Origin of the sequence: Streptomyces sp. NBC_00358 (assembly GCF_036099295.1) — a bacterium.
Classification (GTDB): domain Bacteria; phylum Actinomycetota; class Actinomycetes; order Streptomycetales; family Streptomycetaceae; genus Streptomyces.
Genome location: NZ_CP107976.1, coordinates 3,400,546 through 3,418,631, shown reverse-complemented (window position 1 = coordinate 3,418,631; position 18,086 = coordinate 3,400,546). Strand labels below are relative to the sequence as shown.

At 71.7% G+C, this 18,086-nt stretch carries 16 protein-coding genes; 9 read left to right on the top strand and 7 right to left on the bottom strand.

Going from position 1 to position 18,086, the window contains the following annotated elements:
- Positions 1-15: 15 nt before the first annotated feature.
- The 4 genes from OHT01_RS14100 to OHT01_RS14085 form a co-directional block, all read right to left on the bottom strand.
- Positions 16-399 (bottom strand): hypothetical protein, encoded by a 384-nt coding sequence (locus tag OHT01_RS14100; protein ID WP_328553500.1) that lies wholly within the window; start codon positions 397-399, stop codon positions 16-18.
- A 236-nt stretch (positions 400-635) separates the two neighbouring features.
- Positions 636-1,397 (bottom strand): amino acid ABC transporter ATP-binding protein, encoded by a 762-nt coding sequence (locus tag OHT01_RS14095; protein WP_328553499.1) that lies wholly within the window; start codon positions 1,395-1,397, stop codon positions 636-638.
- Positions 1,394-2,359 (bottom strand): amino acid ABC transporter permease, encoded by a 966-nt coding sequence (locus OHT01_RS14090; protein ID WP_328553498.1) that lies wholly within the window; start codon positions 2,357-2,359, stop codon positions 1,394-1,396. The genes OHT01_RS14095 and OHT01_RS14090 overlap by 4 nt, the downstream gene beginning before the upstream one ends.
- 28 nt (positions 2,360-2,387) lie before the next feature.
- Positions 2,388-3,335, bottom strand: coding sequence for an ABC transporter substrate-binding protein (locus OHT01_RS14085; RefSeq protein ID WP_328553497.1), 948 nt, complete (start codon positions 3,333-3,335; stop codon positions 2,388-2,390).
- A gap of 539 nt (positions 3,336-3,874) precedes the next feature.
- On the opposite strand from OHT01_RS14085, the gene OHT01_RS14080 reads away from it, so the two are divergent.
- The 4 genes from OHT01_RS14080 (at position 3,875) to OHT01_RS14065 (ending at position 7,340) form a co-directional block, all read left to right on the top strand.
- Positions 3,875-5,098 (top strand): NAD(P)-dependent malic enzyme, encoded by a 1,224-nt coding sequence (locus tag OHT01_RS14080; RefSeq protein ID WP_328553496.1) that lies wholly within the window; start codon positions 3,875-3,877, stop codon positions 5,096-5,098.
- Between the two features lie 324 nt (positions 5,099-5,422).
- On the top strand, positions 5,423-6,388 hold the full coding sequence (locus OHT01_RS14075; RefSeq protein ID WP_328553495.1) for a zinc-binding dehydrogenase: 966 nt from the start codon (positions 5,423-5,425) through the stop codon (positions 6,386-6,388).
- Between the two features lie 173 nt (positions 6,389-6,561).
- Positions 6,562-6,771, top strand: coding sequence for a helix-turn-helix domain-containing protein (locus OHT01_RS14070; RefSeq protein WP_328553494.1), 210 nt, complete (start codon positions 6,562-6,564; stop codon positions 6,769-6,771).
- The gene (locus OHT01_RS14065) at positions 6,771-7,340 is read left to right on the top strand and encodes a Clp protease N-terminal domain-containing protein (protein WP_328553493.1); all 570 of its coding nucleotides are present in this window, start codon (positions 6,771-6,773) and stop codon (positions 7,338-7,340) included. The genes OHT01_RS14070 and OHT01_RS14065 overlap by 1 nt, the downstream gene beginning before the upstream one ends.
- A gap of 198 nt (positions 7,341-7,538) precedes the next feature.
- Here the strand turns inward: OHT01_RS14065 and OHT01_RS14060 are convergent, their stop codons facing one another.
- Together OHT01_RS14060 and OHT01_RS14055 are read right to left on the bottom strand one after the other, a co-directional pair.
- Positions 7,539-8,618, bottom strand: coding sequence for a PadR family transcriptional regulator (locus OHT01_RS14060; protein WP_328553492.1), 1,080 nt, complete (start codon positions 8,616-8,618; stop codon positions 7,539-7,541).
- A 1-nt stretch (position 8,619) separates the two neighbouring features.
- Complete coding sequence (locus OHT01_RS14055) at positions 8,620-9,618, bottom strand: DUF4097 family beta strand repeat-containing protein (RefSeq protein WP_328553491.1); 999 nt, start codon at positions 9,616-9,618, stop codon at positions 8,620-8,622.
- Positions 9,619-9,782: 164 nt separating this feature from the next.
- Between OHT01_RS14055 and OHT01_RS14050 the strand changes: the two genes are divergently transcribed.
- Positions 9,783-10,625, top strand: a complete 843-nt coding sequence (locus OHT01_RS14050) for a hypothetical protein (protein ID WP_328553490.1) — start codon at positions 9,783-9,785, stop codon at positions 10,623-10,625.
- 30 nt (positions 10,626-10,655) lie between these two features.
- Here the strand turns inward: OHT01_RS14050 and OHT01_RS14045 are convergent, their stop codons facing one another.
- Entirely contained in the window at positions 10,656-10,847 is a 192-nt protein-coding gene (locus OHT01_RS14045) for a DUF6104 family protein (RefSeq protein WP_328553489.1), read from the bottom strand.
- A 153-nt stretch (positions 10,848-11,000) separates the two neighbouring features.
- Here OHT01_RS14045 and OHT01_RS14040 point away from each other — a divergent pair, with 153 nt between their 5' ends.
- The 4 genes from OHT01_RS14040 (at position 11,001) to OHT01_RS14025 (ending at position 18,075) form a co-directional block, all read left to right on the top strand.
- Positions 11,001-11,447 carry a CU044_2847 family protein gene (locus OHT01_RS14040; RefSeq protein ID WP_328553488.1) on the top strand — a complete coding sequence of 149 codons (447 nt, stop codon included), beginning with the start codon at positions 11,001-11,003 and terminating at the stop codon, positions 11,445-11,447.
- Positions 11,444-13,567, top strand: coding sequence for a VMAP-C domain-containing protein (locus OHT01_RS14035; protein WP_328553487.1), 2,124 nt, complete (start codon positions 11,444-11,446; stop codon positions 13,565-13,567). The genes OHT01_RS14040 and OHT01_RS14035 overlap by 4 nt, the downstream gene beginning before the upstream one ends.
- A 157-nt stretch (positions 13,568-13,724) precedes the next feature.
- The gene (locus tag OHT01_RS14030; protein ID WP_328553486.1) at positions 13,725-14,753 is read left to right on the top strand and encodes an AAA family ATPase; all 1,029 of its coding nucleotides are present in this window, start codon (positions 13,725-13,727) and stop codon (positions 14,751-14,753) included.
- 7 nt (positions 14,754-14,760) lie between these two features.
- Entirely contained in the window at positions 14,761-18,075 is a 3,315-nt protein-coding gene (locus OHT01_RS14025; RefSeq protein ID WP_328553485.1) for an SAV_2336 N-terminal domain-related protein, read from the top strand.
- Positions 18,076-18,086 lie beyond the last annotated feature (11 nt).

Below are 18,086 nucleotides of genomic sequence, written 5' to 3'. Positions count from 1 at the left end.
CAAGCTTTTGCGGGTTTATCGAGGAGTGACATAGGCGATGATCAGAAGCGAAAGGTCATCGTCCGCCCCGTTGGCGCCATTGCGGGTCGAGCCCATGAAGGTGATGTAATTGTTCACCCCTTCCTTGAAGTCGTAGTCACATACAGTCGCGCCGTTAAGGGCGCCATCCGAGTCGTGACACTCGCCGGACCGTCCGGAGCCGTCGTAGGCTTTCCATGACGCGACAGCTCTACGGCCGTCAGCCACCGTGTCCGAGACGTAGAAGGCGTCGTTGCTGCCGTCGAAGCAGATGTCGTACTGGACAATGGTGGCGGTGCAAGTGCGCGTGGACGCCTGCGCGGGCGAACTTGCGACCACTGTGCCCGCCAGGGCGACACCGGAGAGCAATAGGGCGCTCATAGGACGAAGGTTCATATTCTCCCCAATGGATCCTTTGATGCCTGCGGCATTTTGCTACTTCCCCGGCACGGCTCTGGCGAAGTGCAGTGAAATGATCTTCCGGTACGGTCGGTTGGGTGTCAAGAGAAGGGAGATGATCTGAGGTTTACTTGAGTTTCCATTCCCGTGAATGGAAAAGGGCGGCACGGAATCCCGTACCGCCCTTTATTTCTCGTCCGCGTGAGTCGACGTCCCGGTCAGAGGACCTTCGACAGGAACGACTTCGTGCGCTCGTGCTGCGGGTCCGTCAGGACGTCGCGGGGGTTGCCGGCCTCGACGACGACACCGCCGTCCATGAAGACCAGGCTGTCGCCGACCTCGCGGGCGAAGCCCATCTCGTGCGTGACGACGACCATCGTCATACCGGACTCGGCGAGGTCGCGCATGACGTCGAGGACGTCACCGACCAGCTCCGGGTCCAGCGCCGAGGTCGGCTCGTCGAAGAGCATCAGCTTCGGGTCCATGGCCAGCGCGCGGGCGATCGCCACGCGCTGCTGCTGGCCGCCGGAGAGCTGCGAAGGGTAGTTCTTCGCCTTGTCGGACAGGCCGACGCGATCGAGCAGTTCCATCGCACGGTCCCGGGCGTCCGACTTCTTCGTGCCCTTCACCTGGATCGGCGCTTCCATGACGTTCTCGACGGCCGTCATGTGCGGGAACAGGTTGAAGCGCTGGAAGACCATGCCGATGTCACGGCGCTTCAGAGCGACTTCGCTGTCCTTGAGCTCGTAGAGCTTGTCGCCCTTCTGCCGGTAGCCGACCAGTTCCCCGTCGACGTACAGCCGGCCGGCGCTGATCTTCTCCAGGTGGTTGATGCACCTCAGGAAGGTCGACTTACCGGAGCCGGACGGGCCGATCAGGCAGAACACCTCACCGGTGTTCACCTCCAGGTCGATGCCCTTGAGGACCTCCACCGGGCCGAAGGACTTGTGCACGCCCTCCGACTTCACCATCGCGGTCATGCCTTGCCCCTCTCACTGCCGAGCCCAAGCATGTTCGCCTTGATCTTCTGGAAGACGGTCGGCGGCAGGCTGCGGCTGGAACCGCGTGCGTAGTAACGCTCCAGGTAGTACTGGAAGACGCTGAACACGCTGGTCATGGCCAGGTACCAGATGGAGGCAACGAACAGCATCTCCATGACGGCGTACGACGTGGAGCCGATCGCCGAGGTGGAGCGCAGCAGCTCGTTGTACGTGACCGCGTACACCAGCGACGAGGTCTTCAGCATGTTGATGAACTCGTTGCCGGTCGGCGGCACGATCACGCGCATCGCCTGCGGGATCACGATCCGCGCCAGCGTCTTGGTGTGGCTCATGCCCAGGGCCTGCGCGGCCTCCGTCTGGCCCTCGTCGACGGCCAGCAGGCCGGCGCGGCAGATCTCGGCCATGTACGCGGCCTCGTTCAGACCGAGACCCAGCAGGGCGCACATGAACGGAGTCATGACGTCCGTCATGTTGTTCTTGTAGATCGGCCCGAGATTCAGAACGGGGAAGATCAGCGCCAGGTTGAACCACAGCAGGAGCTGGACGTAGACCGGCGTGCCGCGGAAGAACCAGATGTACAGCCACGCGACCGTGCTGGTCACCGGGTTCTTCGAGAGCCGCATCACCGCGAGGACGACGCCCAGCACCACACCCACGATCATGGCGAGGATGCTGATCAGGAGCGTGCGGCCGGCGCCCTGGACGACAGTGGACACGAAGAGCTGGCTGCCGACCGTGTGCCACTGGATGTTGCCCTGCGAGAACGCCACGCCGAGCGCCACCAGCAGCGCGACGACGATGACGCCGCTGACCCACCGGCCGTAGTGCCGGACGGGGATCGCCTTGATGGTCTCCGGGGCGGGCCCGGAGGTTCCGCTCTGGGACACCGTGTCGCCCGGAGGCGGGGTGTCCGAGGCGGACTTGTCGAGATTGTCAGTCACGTGACTGCCCTTCAGTGGTGCGCTCGGCTTACTTGCCGCCGTTGATCGCGGACTGCTCGATCGCGCCGGACTGGGCGCCCCACTTCTCCAGCACCTTCTTGTACGAGCCGTCCTTGATGATCGCGTCGACAGCGTCCTTCAGCGCGTCACGGAGCTGGGTGTTGTTCTTGTTCAGGATGATGCCGAACGGGCCGGCGTCGTACTGCTTGTTGATGACCTCGAAGGCCTTCCCGCCGTCGGCCTTGTTGGACAGGTCGACCGCCACCGGGTAGTCGTTGATGCCGGCCACCGCGCCGCCGGACTTCACACGGGTCTGGGCCTCGGTGTCGTTCTGGAACGACTCGATGTTGATGGCCTTCTTGCCGGCGTCCGTGCACTTCTTGGACTGGTCCTTCAGGGCCGTCTCGTACGTCGTGCCCTGCTGCACGGCGGCCGTCTTGCCACAGAGGTCCTCGATGCCCTTGATGCCCTCGGGGTTGCCCTTCTTCACGTAGATGGCCGTACCGGCCGTGAAGTAGTCGACGAAGTCGACGCCCTCGCCGAGCTTCTTGCCCTTGTCGTCCAGGCCCTCCTGGCGCTGCTTGTTGTCCGTGATGGACGACATGCCGATGTCGTAGCGGCCGGAGTTGACGGCGGTGATGAGGCCGTCGAACGAGCCCGAGGTGAACTCGAACTTCACACCGAGCTGCTTGGCCAGCGCGTCGGCCAGGTCAGGGTCGACGCCAACGATCTTGCCGCCATCGGTCGACTCCATGGGGGCGTACTCGGCGTTCGTGCCGACCTTGATGACGCCCGCGTCCTGGATCTTCTTGGGCAGCTTGGAGAACAGGGGGGCGCTGTTGGCCTTCGCGGTGCCGCTGCTTTTCGTCTGGTCACCGCAACCGGTGAGGATCAGGGCGCCGGCGACCGCGATCGCACCGACCGCTGCTATCCGGGACTGCGCGGTCGTGGTACGACGGGTGGTGCGTGCGGTCATGAGGGTTCCTCCGGCGGATGAGGGAGTAGCCGATAGGTCGACGAGAACACACACCTTCGAGTGTCGCGACCTCGTGTAATGACGGCATCTTGCCATTCGGATCGCGCGATTCAGGGTGCCCGCTATGTCAAAATCGGATAACGGGCGACCCCCGAACCGTTACGGGCCAGTAGGGAACGACCGGATCTTGTGCGGGAATCCTCCTCTCCGGCCGGAAGATCTGCGGCGCAACGCGCGATGCGGACGACCGCTACGCGGCACTCGCGGCCGAACGAGGACATGTCAGGAAGTGTCAATGGATCACGGCATGAGTCATCTCACCGACGTGTGATCTTGGCGTTATGGACTCGTCCTCGGCACCATCGGTCCGGTAAGAAGGTTCTTTACACCCCTCATCCGGGGCTCAGGGCGCGTGTGCGGCGCGCCCGTCGCGCAGCGGCCCGTACGCAACCACGGCGGCAGGGCCTGCGCGGTGCCCGCCCACCCCTCAACCAGGAGTGGTCACCCTCAAACATTGAAGACTTAAGGGGTAAAACAAAGTGGCAGCGGAGATCGTCAATCCTCGCAGCGACAGCAGTACGGATCACGAAGGCGGGGCAGAGCCCCTCGATTCCTTCGACCCGGCTTTCGCGCTGCACCGCGGCGGCAAAATGGCTGTGCAAGCCACTGTGCCGATCCGCGACAAGGACGACCTGTCCCTGGCGTACACGCCCGGCGTCGCGAAGGTGTGCAGCGCGATCGCCGAGCAGCCGGAACTCGTCCACGACTACACGTGGAAGTCGTCCGTGGTCGCTGTGGTGACCGACGGCACGGCCGTGCTCGGGCTCGGTGACATCGGCCCGGAGGCCTCGCTCCCCGTCATGGAGGGCAAGGCCATCCTGTTCAAGCAGTTCGGCGGAGTGGACGCGGTGCCGATCGCGCTCGCCTGCACCGGCGTCGACGAGATCGTCGAGACGGTGGTCCGGCTCGCTCCCTCCTTCGGCGGCGTCAATCTGGAGGACATCTCGGCACCGCGGTGCTTCGAGATCGAGCGCAAGCTCCAGGAGCGGCTGGACATTCCCGTCTTCCACGACGACCAGCACGGGACGGCGGTCGTCACCCTCGCGGCCCTGCGGAACGCCGCCAGGCTCACCGGGCGCTCGCTCGGCGAGCTGCGCGCGGTGATCTCGGGCGCGGGCGCGGCCGGTATCGCCATCGCCAAGTTCCTGCTGGAGGCCGGCCTCGGCGATGTCGCGGTCACCGACCGCAAGGGCGTCGTGTCGCGGGACCGGGACGATCTGACGGACGTCAAGCGGGAGCTGGCGGAGATCACCAACAAGGCGGGGATCTCCGGTTCGCTGGAAGCGGCGCTCTCGGGCGCCGACGTCTTCATCGGGGTCTCCGGCGGTACGGTGCCGGAGCCGGCGGTCGCCTCCATGGCGGAGGGCGCCTTCGTCTTCGCGATGGCCAACCCGACCCCCGAGGTGCACCCCGAAATCGCCCACAAGTACGCGGCCGTCGTCGCGACCGGGCGGTCGGACTTCCCGAACCAGATCAACAACGTGCTCGCCTTCCCGGGGATCTTCGCCGGTGCGCTCCAGGTCCGGGCCTCCCGGATCACCGAGGGCATGAAGATCGCCGCAGCCGACGCGCTGGCCGCGGTCGTCGGGGACGACCTCGCCGCGGACTACGTCATCCCCTCGCCGTTCGACGAGCGGGTGGCTCCGGCGGTGACGGCCGCGGTGGCCGCGGCCGCCCGTGCGGAGGGTGTCGCCCGTCGCTGACGGTTCGCGTCCTGCTCGGCCCCGTCGGGAGCATCCCGGCGGGGCCGGCTTCTTTCTGCCCGCTTCACCCTCGCGGGAGCGTCCGGGTGGGTGGTTCTCGCCCCCTCCGCCCCTGCCCGTCCCGTACTGGGGGCGCTGCCCAGCGGACCCCCGCTCCTCGAACGCCGGAGCAGCTGAGTCTCCCGTCCGGCACTTGAGGACGAGGTCGTCCAGGCCGGCGGAGGGAGCGAGGGCGGTCTGTGCCGGGGGCCACTCGGTCGGTGGGGGACGTGTCACAGCGGGAGGCGGTTCCCCCGGCCGGGGGCGGAGCCTATCGTCGGGGTCATGTTCGCTGCCTATGCCGCCCGAATCGACCGTGACCAGCCGCTGAACGGCCTGGAGTTGGGGGAGCGTCCGGCCCCCGAACAGAGGCCGGGCTGGACGACCGTGAACGTACGCGCCGCCTCCCTCAACCACCACGACCTGTGGTCGCTGCGCGGGGTCGGCCTCGCCGAGGACAAACTGCCGATGATCCTCGGCTGCGACGCCGCCGGAATCGACGAGGACGGCAACGAGGTCGTCCTGCACTCCGTCATCGGCCAGAGCGGGCACGGGGTCGGCCCCGACGAGCCCCGTTCCATCCTCACCGAGCGCTACCAGGGCACCTTCGCCGAGCAGGTCTCCGTACCGGCGTGGAACGTGCTGCCGAAGCCCAGGGAGCTGTCCTTCGAGGAGGCCGCCTGTCTGCCGACCGCCTGGCTGACGGCGTACCGCATGCTGTTCACCAACGCCGGGGTGCGGCCCGGCGACTCCGTGCTCGTGCAGGGTGCGGGCGGGGGTGTGGCCACCGCCGCGATCGTGCTCGGGAAGGCCGCCGGGCTGCGGGTCTTCGCCACCAGCCGGGACGAGGCCAAGCGCAAGCGGGCGCTCGAACTCGGCGCCGTCGAGGCGCTGGAGTCCGGCGCGCGGCTGCCGCAGCGGGTCGACGCGGTCATCGAGACCGTCGGCGCCGCCACCTGGTCGCACTCGGTCAAGTCGCTGCGTCCCGGAGGCACTGTCGTCATCTCGGGTGCCACCAGCGGCGACCGGCCCTCGCACGCCGAGCTGACGCGGATCTTCTTCCTCGAACTCAAGGTGGTCGGCTCCACCATGGGGACGAAGGACGAGCTGGAGGATCTGCTGGCCTTCTGCGCGGCCACCGGGGTGCGGCCCGTCGTCGACGAGGTGCTGCCGCTCGACCGAGCCCGCGAAGGGTTCGAACGGCTGGAGTCCGGCGACCAGTTCGGCAAGATCGTGCTGACCGCGGGCTGATGCCCTGAGGCGCTGTCGGCGCTGTGTGCGCTGTGTCGCGCTGTGCTGTGCTGTGCTGTGCTGTGTTGTGTCGCGGCGGGTCCGGGTGTCCGGGCCCGCCGTTTCGTGTGTCCGGGCAGGGGAGGGTGTCAATTTTGGTTGACATGCGGATCTCGTCAACGTAAGTTGACAGCATGACCGAAGCAACGGATCTTGCCGAGCGCGCGGGTGATCGCGATCCGCGGATCGGGCTGCGGGCGGTCTCCGCGCTGCGGAGACTGCTGGAGCAGTTGGAGGCGGTGCAGGTGCGCAGCGCGCGCAATCAGGGCTGGTCGTGGCAGGAGATCGCCGCGGAACTCGGGGTGAGCCGGCAGGCAGTGCACAAGAAGCACGGGAGGCAGTGATGTTCGAACGCTTCACGAAGGACGCGCGTGCCGTCGTCGAGGGCGCGGTCGCGCACTCCGAGCGGGTGGGGGCCGAGACGGTCGAGGAGGAGCACATGCTGCTGGCCCTCCTCGACCGGGAGGGCAGCCGGGGTTCCTTCGCGCTGACCTCGCTCGGGGCGGACGGGTTCCGGGAGGCGCTGGAGCGCGACCTCGCGGACGCGCGCCGTCGGGGCGGGCTGTCGCGCTCCGACGCGGAAGCCCTCTCCGGACTCGGTATCGATCTGTCCGAGATCGTCTCCCGGATCGAGGAGGCGCACGGGGAGGGGGCGTTGGAGTCGGGCAAGCGGGCCGGTGACGGTCGGCGGATCCGGCGCCGGCCCTTCGGTCAGGGGGCGAAGGATCTGCTGACGCGGGCCCTGCGGGTCGCCGCCGCCCGACGGGACCGCCACATCGGTGACGAGCACCTGCTGCTGGCGATCACCCTGCGGGGCGGGGTCACCGGAGAGGTGCTGGCCGATCGCGGAATCACGTACCGGTCGGTGACGCGGGTGCTCTACGGGGAGGACGGCGCGGCGGAGGCGGGTTGAGGGCCGGAAACGGCCTGGGCTCCGCGTGCGGGGCCCAGCCCCGTTTCCGGCCAGCCCGGGTTCGGGCAGCCCCTGGCCCGGACGGCCCCCGGTCCGGACAGCTCCCTGGCCAGGAGAGCCCCCGGTCCGGACAGCCCGGGTTCGGACAGCTCCCTGGTCCGGACGGCCCCCGGGGCGAGGAGCCCCGGGGTAGGAGGGCTACGGCCGCCCGCTCCGCAGGGCCGAGCCGATGAGGGCCGCCGCCGCCGACAAGTGGCCGCGGATGTCCCGGAGTTGATCCTCCGTGACACCGCGGTCGCGGGACGCGTCGCGGATGTCGTCACGGAAGCGGTCCAGCAGGCGGTCCAGGTCGCGGCCGGGGTTGCCGGTGGAGTCCTCGTGGGCCCACGCGGGTTCGTACGCGGCGGGGAAGTCGTCCGGGGTCGTCGAGTGCTCCGGCTCCGCGGGCGCTCCGGAGGGCGTACGGCCGAAGCCGAACTCCTTGCCGAAATCCTTCCCCAGGTCCTTGCCGAAGTTCTTCCCGAAGTCGCCGAACTCCTTGGCCAGTTCGGTCAGTCCCTCGCGCACGCCGGTCGGCCAGTCGCCTCTCGCGAAGTGGTCCTGGACCTGGTCCTGGACGTGCTTGGCCATGCGCTGCATCTCCTCCTGGGCCTGCGCGCGGGCCTTCTCGTGGGCCTCCTTGGCCTGGCGGCGGGCACGCTGCGCCTCGTCGCGGGCGCGGCGGCTCTCGTCCTTCGCGCGGCGGGCCTGCTCCTTCCACTCCTGCCGGACGCGCCGCATCTCCTCCTTCGCCGCCCGCCACGACTCCTTGTCCTGGAAGTCGTCGGGGCCGCCGGACCCGCCCGGCACGCCGTCGTGCTGCCCGGTCCGGGTGCCACCCGTGGAACCCTGCCGTGCCTCGGTGGCCGCCGCCCGCATCTCGCGCCGCAGGTCACCGGCCGCGCCCCGGACGTCCGCGCGGATCTCCGCCGCGAGCTCGGCGACCGACTCGCGGATCTCCAGTTCCAGGTCGGCCAGTTCGCCGCTGCGGTCCGCCAGTTCGGCGCGGCCCGCGTCGGTGATCGCGTAGACCTTGCGGCCGCCCTCGGAGGTGTGCGTGACGAGCCCCTCGGCCTCCAGCTTCGCCAGCCGGGGGTAGACGGTGCCCGCCGAGGGTGCGTAGAGGCCCTGGAAGCGCTCCTCCAGGAGGCGGATCACCTCGTACCCGTGGCGCGGAGCCTCGTCCAGCAGCTTGAGGAGGTAGAGGCGCAGCCGGCCGTGGGCGAAGACGGGAGCCATGTCAGAGCACCTTCTTGTCGGTCGCGGAGTCGGCCGGCCGGCTGTCGGCGGCACCCTTGCCCCCGGTGTCGCCCCCGGTGTCGCGCGCTGCGTCGTCGGTGGTGTCGGCGGCGGTGTCGTCCGTGGTGTCGGCCGGGCCGGCGGGCGGGGCCGTGTCCCGGGGCTTCGGGACTTCCTCGTAGGGGTCGTCCTCCGTGGAGGGCCTGCGCAGCAGGGCGATGGAGCCCGAGACGGTCATCGCCTTCAGCCTGCCGTTGCCCGCGCCGAGCCGGCCGGTGATCTTCTTGGCCCCCCACTGGCCGTTGACCCGCAGGTCCTCGAAGGCGCTGGAGACGCTGCCGCTCGCGGTGTTGGCCTCCACCTCGGCGTCCGCCGGGTGGGGGAGCCGGATGGCGATCTCGCCCGAGACGTTCGACAACTGGACGTCGGTGGGCGTGCCCGTGGCGTCGAGGTCCACGATCATGGAACCGCTCACCGATTCGGCCCGCACCGAGGAGCCGGAGCCCTCGACGACGGTCAGGTCGCCGGAGACCGAGTTGAAGCGGAGGTCGCCGGTGACGGCCTGGGCCTCCAGGTTCCCCGAGACGGTCTCCACGCGGACGGGGCCCGCGACGCGGACGAGGGTGGTGTCGCCGGTGACGCCCCTGACCTGGATCCGTCCGTCCATCCCCGAGACGACGGCGGCGGCGCCGACCACGCCCACCTCGACCTGCGTGCCGGTCGGGACGGCCAGCGAGACCACCGCCGCGCGGCGCCAGCCCTTGCGGTCGAGCCACTTGAGGAAGCCCTTCCAGGGCAGGTCCTCGTAGGCCACCGTCAGCGTGCCGTCCTCATGGGTCACCTGGAGCGGGGGGCCGTCCAGCTCGGACACCTCCAGCCGGGCGGAACCCTCGTCGGTCCCCACGACGTTCACTGTTCCGTTGACGATGCGTACGTGCAGCGTCTTCACCGGGCCGTCGAAGGAGAACTTCTTCGGCTCTGTCACGGACCACTCGGACATGGTGCAGACCTCCTCGACCGGACCGGACCCGCGGACGAGTCCGAGCGCGACGCGCCATATCGCGTCTTCCTCATTCACGATATATCGCGGATACGGAAAGTCAAGACACCCGTTCTGGGGATCATCGGCGCGTTGAAGCGGGCGAATCGCCCTAAAGTGGGGCTATGTCGACTGCCTCCGGCGCGTCCCGGGACGGCCACCGCCCGGTCCAGGCCCCCGGGGCCCTGCTGCTGTGCCGGGCCCGTCCCGAGTCGGTCGGCCCCGCCGCCCAACTGCTGCGCGAGCGGATGCTGCTCGCCGGGGCGGGACCCGAGTGGAGCGTGCTGGTCCCCGAGGGCACTCCCTGGCAGGAGGGCGCGGAACCCGTCGACCGCGTGCTCACCGGCTGGGCCACCGCGCTCGCCGTAGGCGCCCCCTGGCCCGTCCTGGCCCTGTGGTGGGACACCGACCGCAGCGGCTTCACCCTGGCCTCGGGCTTCCGCCGAACCGTCGGCTACGAATGGCTGGCGAACGGCACCCCGGTCGGCGAGGACGAGGCGATGCGCACCTTCGCCGCGCGTCTGGGCCTCGATCCGGTGCTCGACATCCAGTCCCTGGAACCCCTGGCGCGGCCCGACCCGGCGGCCGACGCCCACGCGCGCGTGACCGGGCTGCTCGCCGTCCTCACGCGCGCGGGAGTGCTGCTCCCGGCCGGTCTCGACCCCGGCGAGTCCACGGACCGGCTCCGCGACGCGGTGCGGGGCCTGCCGGACACCGAGCAGATCGAGTGGACCGGCTGGCGTGCCGCCGTGGGCGCCGAACTCGACGTCGTGGAGAGCGGCGGTCTCGGCCCCTGGCTGCGCGGCCCGAGGGCGCGCACCCTGTCCGCGGCCCAGCTCGTCGTGGGTCTCCCGGTCACCGTCTGGGGCGTACGGCGCCGCAGCGGCGGCTGGATCGTCGCCGGGGCGGTCCTGATGCTCCGCGGCGCGCTCGGCCTCGCCTACGACCACCTGCGCGCCTACGACTGAGGGGCCGGCCGTCCTTCCGGGGCGGGTCCGCTACTCGTCGTCCTCGTCCTCGTCCTCGTCGTCCAGCCGGGCCAGCCAGGTCGCCAGCCGTTCCACCGGCACCTCGAAGTCCGGGTTGAGGTCGACGAACGTACGCAACTGCTCGGCGAGCCACTCGAAGGTGACCTCTTCCTCGCCGCGCCGCTTCTCAAGTTCCTCGATGCCGCGGTCGGTGAAGTACATGGATGGTGCTCCGTGGGTGAAAGGGAAGTGGAACGCTGGGAAAAGGATAGGCGGGGGCGCGGGGCCCATGAAGGGCCTCTGTCGTGGGCGCCCCCCTGCGGCTAGCCTGCGAGGCCGGTCGCACCACGGGGGCGTGGGGGAACGGGGGATGCCATGAGTGACGCGGTGACCCGCATCGCACGGATCGAGATGCCGGACGGAACACCGGTGTGGGCCCGGATCTCGGGGGCCGACGAACTGGAGGAACCGGGCGGCGGGCTGTCGCTGACGGACGTCGGCTTCGGGGAACGCGTCGAGGCACAGGTCGAGAGCCTGCACTCGGTGATCACCAGTGTCGCGCGCTCGCTCGCCGCGCCCCTGCGCGCGGTGCGGCCCGACGAGGTCAGCGTCGAGTTCGGCATCGAGCTGACGGCCAAGGCCGGCAAGGTGGTCGGACTGCTCGCCGACGGCGAGGCCAAGGCGGGCATCACCGTGACGCTCACCTGGAACGGCGGTCCGCCGGACCTGGAGGAGACCGGGGCCGCCCCGCACGCGGGCGCGTCTCCCGGCGCCCCGGCGCACGGCGCCGTCACCGATGCCTCCGGCGGGGGCGGGGCATGACGGACGGGCACGCCCCGGGCGCACCGGGCGGCCCCGGGAACGGCCACCGTGCGCTGCGTGATCTCGTCATGGCCGCCACCGTGCGCATCCATCGCGCGGGCTCCGGGTATGCCCTCGACGAACCCGGCACGTTCCTCGGGAGTGGTTTCTTCATCGCTCCGAACTGGGTTCTGACCTGCGCGCATGTGGTCCGGAGCGGGGAGGGGGACGAGGTGACGGTGGTGTACGAGACAGGGCCGGGCCGCGGCACGTCCGCCGTCACCGGTGAGATCGCGGCGACCCTCCCGGACCATGTCGAGCTCCCGGTGCGGGGCACCTGGCCGTCCCCCGACCTGGCCCTGGTGCGGCTGCGCGAGCCGGTCGACCACGACTGCGCCTACGTGACCGAGCGCCCGGCCGCCTACTACGAGGAGGCCGTCGTCCTCTACTCCGGCTGGTCCGTGGTCGGCGGGGAGCTGCGCCGGCTGAGCGGCACCTGCACGGTGCAGGGCACGCTCGGCGGCTGGTCCGACGACGAGCAGATCCGGCTCGGCGGCGATGTGCTGCCGCCCGGAGTCTCGGGCGGGCCGGTCGTCGACCCCGTACGCGGCGAGGTCGTCGGAGTCCTGAAGTCCCGCACGGACCGGGGGCTCGGCGGCACCTGCACCGGAGTGGAGCAACTGCGTTCCCTGCCGGTGCCGGCGCGGGAGATGCGGGCCGAGCACGACGACCTCTACCACGCCGTCCTCCACGCCCACGACCGCTACCACCGGGACCGGCAGCGCCATCCCGACACCGACCGCGGCACCTGGGCCGACGTCCAGAACCAGCTCGGCGCCCGGCCGGGCCGGGCGCTCAGCCCCGAGGAGCGGACCCAGTTGCTCGGCCGGCTCGCCGATCTGCCGCCGCCGGTCAGCACCCGCGCCCTGCTCGGCCTGCTCGAATCCCTGGTCGGCGACCGGGCCGCGATCCCGCACCCGGCGCCGCGCGGCTGGCGCGACGGGCTCGGGGCGCTCTACGAGAGTTCGCGCCAGGACTCCGCCCTGGACCTCGTCCTCGACTACGCGATGCGGGTCATGTCCGCCGAACGCCCCTTCGTCACGCCGGGCACCCAGGCGGCCGAACGCGCGCTGTGGGAGTGGGTGCGCCAGACGGCCGAGGGCAGGCCGGGCCCGGCCTACCGGCGCCGGCTCGGCCAGCAGTGGATCGAACGGCTCAAGTCGGCGCCCCGGGACCCGTCTCCGGCGGAAGCAGGGGAGGCGCACGTCAGAGCGCGCAGCGCCGACCGTGCGCCCCGTCTCTACGTCCTGCTCGAACTGGAGCAACTGGGCTGGGAACCCGGCCGCTGCGACTGGCACGTCTCGGTGGGCCGGCCGACCGGGGAGGTGGTGCGGCTGCGGGACGGCGAGCGCACCCCGCTGGACGAGCTGCCCGCCGTTCTCGCGCCACCCCTGGCGGAGGCCTTCCGGCAGTGCGACGAACCCGGCCGGCCCGCGGACCTCCAGGTCGCGCTGCCCCATCTGCTGCTCGGACTCGACGTCGACGCCTGGCAGTCCGGGCCCGGCGAACCGCCGCTCGGCGCGCACCGGCCCGTCGTCGTGCGCTGTGCCGACCGGGAACAGCTGCCCGATCCGGCCGTCCCGCCGGTCCCGGCCGGAAAGTCGCCCCTTGCCGAGGAGGAGCAGCGCGAGCGGGAGGCCCGCTGGCGGTGGATCCACCAGCACGGCGCACAGGCGGAAGTCCTCGACTGCGAGGACGGACTGCGGGTACCGGTACCGGCGGCGGAGTCGCTGCGCGGCCTGCCGCACAAGACCGTCCCCGTGCTCTGCCGCTACGGCGACCACCGCTTCGAGGACGACCCGGTGGCGCTCGTACGGATCGTGCACGGCGGCTACGGCGTGGCGCTGTGGCGGCGCTGGCGCGGGCAGTCCGACGCGGTCTGCGGCGAGTTCCACCGCAGGGCAGGCGACACGGTGGCGGGCGCGGGCGGCGCGGACCGGCTCCCGGCACTGGTGCACGCCCTGCGGGCCGGACTGCGCGCGGGCCGGCCGGAGACCTACTGGGCCGACGGCATCGCCCTGTTCTACGACGACCCGCGCCGGCCGCTGCCCGGCACCGGGGACCTGCTGGAGGCGCCATGACCGCATCCGCTCACCCGCTGTCGCGCGATGCTCGAACCAGGCCGAACCGGTCTGCTATGAGCCCCTCTTGGGACCTTACGGGGCCCTGCGAGGGTCGATACGGTGAGGCGACGATCGACGGCTGCCGTGGTGGACGAGTGACGACGAGGACTGGGCAATGACCGAATCCAGCGAGTGGCTCATCTACCGAGGCGCAGGCGAACCCCACGACGGCCTGAACCGCCTTCCCGCCCCGCCGCCGTGGCGCGACTTCGCGAGCCGGCACGCCGCCGGGGCGAACGGCGACGGCTCCGAGGACCGCAGGCTGGGGGCGCACCGGCATCTGGCCGAACTGCACCGGCCCGGCGCCGAGGAACTCGAAATGATCAACGCGGCGCTGTATCTGCGCCGCCCGCTCCTGGTCACCGGCAGCCCCGGCGCGGGCAAGAGCACGCTCGCGCACTCGGTGGCGTACGAACTCGGTCTGGGCAACGTCCTGCGCTGGCCGATCGTCAGCCGGTCCACCCTGCAGGACGGGCTCTACCACTACGACGCGATCGCCCGGCTCCAGGACGTGCAGATCGCCGCGCCGCAGGGCGCCGACCCGGCCGCGCCCGGCGCCCCCGGCTCCGTCGAGGGTATCGGCGGCTACATCCGGCTCGGCCCGCTCGGCACCGCGCTGCTGCCCTCCGAGACCCCGCGCGTGCTGCTCATCGACGAGCTGGACAAGAGCGACATCGACCTGCCCAACGACCTCCTGAACGTCCTGGAGGAGGGCGAGTTCGCGATTCCCGAACTGGAGCGCGTCGCCGACCGGCTGCCCGGTGGCGAGGCCGAGGTGCTCACCGCCGACGGCACCAAGGCGCGGGTGCGCGACGGCCGGGTGCGCTGCTCCGCCTTCCCCTTCGTGGTGCTCACCAGTAACGGCGAGCGCGACTTCCCCGCCCCGCTGATGCGCCGCTGCATCCACCTCGAACTGGGGCGCCCGGACCACAAACGGCTCGCCACCTTCGTGCGCGCCCACCTGGGCGACGAGGCGGCGCGCGCCGGGGACGATCTGATCACCCACTTCCTGGAGCGTTCGCGCAGCGAACTCGTCGCCGCCGACCAACTGCTGAACGCCATCCACCTCACCGACGCGGCCGCCCCGACCAGCCGCGACCGGCTCGCGGACCTGCTCATCCAGCGGCTCGACCGCCCGAGGTGACGCCCTGATGCCCGGCGGCGACCCGATCGCCGAACTCATCGCCCGGATGCGGCAGGCCGGGATGGAACCCGATGCCCGGCAACTGGCCGACGCGCTGTGGCTCGCGCGTTTCTCGCGCCGGACGGACGCGGTCGAGGGCGAGCGGGGGAGCGTGCCGCCGTCCGGCCGGACGGCGGCGGGCGACGACCCCGTTCCCGGGCGCCCGGACCCGCGGGGCACCGAGCGGCCACCGTCCGGCGACCCGCCCGTACCGGCCTGGCGGGACACGGAGCCGGACCGGCGCGTCGCGCTGTACCCGGTGCCCCGGGACGGCGCCGCCCGCGGACACGGGCAGGGCCGGTCGGCGGTGCTGCCGGTCGGCGTACCGGCCGCGCCCGCGTTCCCCGCTCCGCTCGAACTCCAGCGCGCCTTACGCCCGTTGCAGGGCTACCGGACCGCCGCGCCGCCCCTGCGCACCGTCCTCGACGAGACCGCGACCGCCGAACTGAGCGCCCGGGCGGGCGGATTGGTCCTGCCGGTGTTCCGCGGGGTGACCCGGGCGGACGCCGCACTCCAGCTCGTGATGGACGCCTCCTCGTCGATGCGTGTGTGGGACCGGATGTTCGCCGAACTGGAGCAGGTCTTCAGCCGGTTGGGCGCCTTCTGGGACATCCAGGTGAGCCATCTCCACCAGGGCCCCGACGGAGAGCCCGCCGTCAGCCGCAGCCCCGAGCCCGGCGCGGCCCCCCTGCACTCCGCCGACCGGCTGAGCGACCCGACGGGCCGCCGCGTCACCCTCCTCGTCAGCGACTGCGCGGGCCCCCTGTGGCACAGCGGCCACGCGCACCGGCTGCTGCACCACCTGTCCCGGCTCGGCCCCGCCGCGGTGCTCCAGCCGCTGCCGCAGCGCATGTGGAACCGCACCCGGCTGCCGGTGTCGTACGGCGAACTGACCCGCGGCGAGGCCCTCGGGGGCGCAGCCGCACTCAAGGTCCGGCTGCCCGCCGGAACCCCTCCCGAGGCCCGTGACGGCGCGCTCCCGGTGCCGGTCCTGCCGCCCGAGCCCGCCGCGCTCGGCGCCTGGGCACGGCTGCTGTCGGGAGCCGGCGCGGGACCCGTGGCCGGAGCCGTCGGCTGGGTGCGCCGGCACCACGAGCCCGCCGGGAGCGCCCGCCCCGGCCGCCGGGTGTCCGGTCTCGAACTGGTCAGCAGGTTCCGTTCCAACGCCTCCAAGGCCGCCGGGCGGCTCGCCGGCTATCTCGCCGCGGCCCCGCTCAGCCTCCCGGTGATGCAGCTCGTCCAGCGCACCATGCTCCCCGACTCGGGACCCTCCGAGCTGGCCGAGGTCCTGCTCAGCGGCCTTCTCTCGCGCGCCAAGGCCGAGGAGTACGGCGCCGACGGCACCCAGTGGTACGAGTTCGCGCCCGGCACGCAGGAAGCCCTGCTGTCACCGCTGGGCCGCGACGAGGCCATGCTCGTCCTCAAGCACTGCTCCGAGTACATCGAGCACCGCTTCGGCAAGGGCGGCCCCAACTTCCCCGCGCTGGCCCTCGCGCAGCTCGGCCGGTCCGGCTCCGGACGGCCCTACGCGCCCGGTGCCGGATACCCGGGCGAGAACGGCGACAACGGCGGCGCCACCCTCGTCCCGCAGCCCTTCGCCGAGGTCGCGGCGCGGGTACTGGAGCGCTTCATGCCACTGCCGGAACAGTTCGCCCTCTACGGGGTGGCCCGCGGCCGCGACGACCCGCCCGACGAGCGGCCGACCCACCCCGCGGTGTTCCGGGCCCGCTCACTGGCCCGCCAGTTCGGCAGCGACGGCATGGTCCAGGACCTCATCGACGCCGTACAGCTCCTGCGTGGCGCGACCGAACGCGAACTGCCCGTCGGCGCCGACCCGGAGCTGTGGGCCGAGTACGCCAACTGCGTGCTGCTGCTGTGGGAGGTGCAGGGCGGCGTGGAGCTGCTGCGCGAGGCGGAGGCGGCCGCCGAGCGCGCCGTCGCGCACCCCCGCGCCCTGCGCGAACGGGCGGTCCTGGCCAGGGTGCTGCACGCCGCCGCCACCGACCGCAGGCGGCGCGGTGACCGGCGCGGCGCGCTCGACCTGCTGCAACGCGCCGACCGGGAGTACGCCGTGGCCTGCGCCGCGCCCGAACTGGACGCCACCGAAGCCCTGCGGCTCACCCTGGAGCGCGTACGCGCGCTGGAGGCACAGTGGCGCCTGGGCGGCGACAGCGCGCTCCTCCAGGGCGCCGTCGGCATGCTGGAGGCGTTCGCCGACGCCTGGCCCGACCCCCTGGGCCGCCCGTCCGAACTCCCGCTCGCCCACGGCCGGATCCTGCTGCGCCTGTCGGGCGCCACGGCCGACCACGAACAGGCCAGGCTGTACGCGGAACAGGGCGCGCGCTCCCTGCGCGCCGCCCTGGAGACCGGCCCCGAGAACGCGCCCACCGCCGCCGGTGACTCCTCCCGCGTCCGCGTCCTCCTCGACCTCGTCGACGCGATCCTCGGATCGGGCGGTGAGCTGGACGACGCCCAGGCCCTTGTCGACGAGGCGCTGGCCCTGACCCGCGAACAGGGTCTGCGTTCCGCCCTGCTGGTGCGCGCCGGACGCGTCCACGTGGCCCGGTACGCCGACTCGGGCGACCCGCGCGAACTCCAGGACGCCGCCGCGCGGTTCGAACAGGCGTCCCGTGGCGTCCCCCGGGACGCCCCCGCGCACGCGGACGTCCTCGCCGAATGGGGCGAGGTCCTGCTGCGCCGCGCCGTGCTGGACAACGGACCCGACCCGCGCGAATCGCTGTCCCGGGCCATCCGGGTGCTGCGGGACTGCCGTACCGAGACCCCGGCCGGCAGCCCCGCAGTGGCCCACCGCCTGCTGATGCTCGGCCGCGCGCTGATGCTGCGCTTCCGCGCCCGCGGCGACCGGGTGGACCTGCGCGAGGCCGAGCACCTCTTCGGGCTCGCGGCGCTGGAGGAGGGCCCACCGCTGATCACCGCCCGCTGCTGGCTGGAGCTCGGGCAGGCGCAGTTCGAGGCGTACCAGAGCCTCGGCCGCAAGGCACGGCTCGACGAGGCCATCGACGCCTTCCGGGCCGCGGCCGAGTCGGCGCGCGAGGCCGAGGAGGAGGCGGAGACCGGGCGCGGTCGCCAGGAAGCCGTGGAACTCGGCGCACGAGCGCAGCACTGGCGGGGTATGTCCTACGAGGCGGCGGCGCGACCCCGTGCCGCCCGCGAGGCCTACCGGGCCGCCCGGGCCGAGTGGGCCAGGCTGCCGGACGGTGTCGTGAGCACGGGCGAACCGACGGCCCGGCAGACGGCGCAGCGGCTGGCCGAACTGGAGTGAGGAACGCCCGC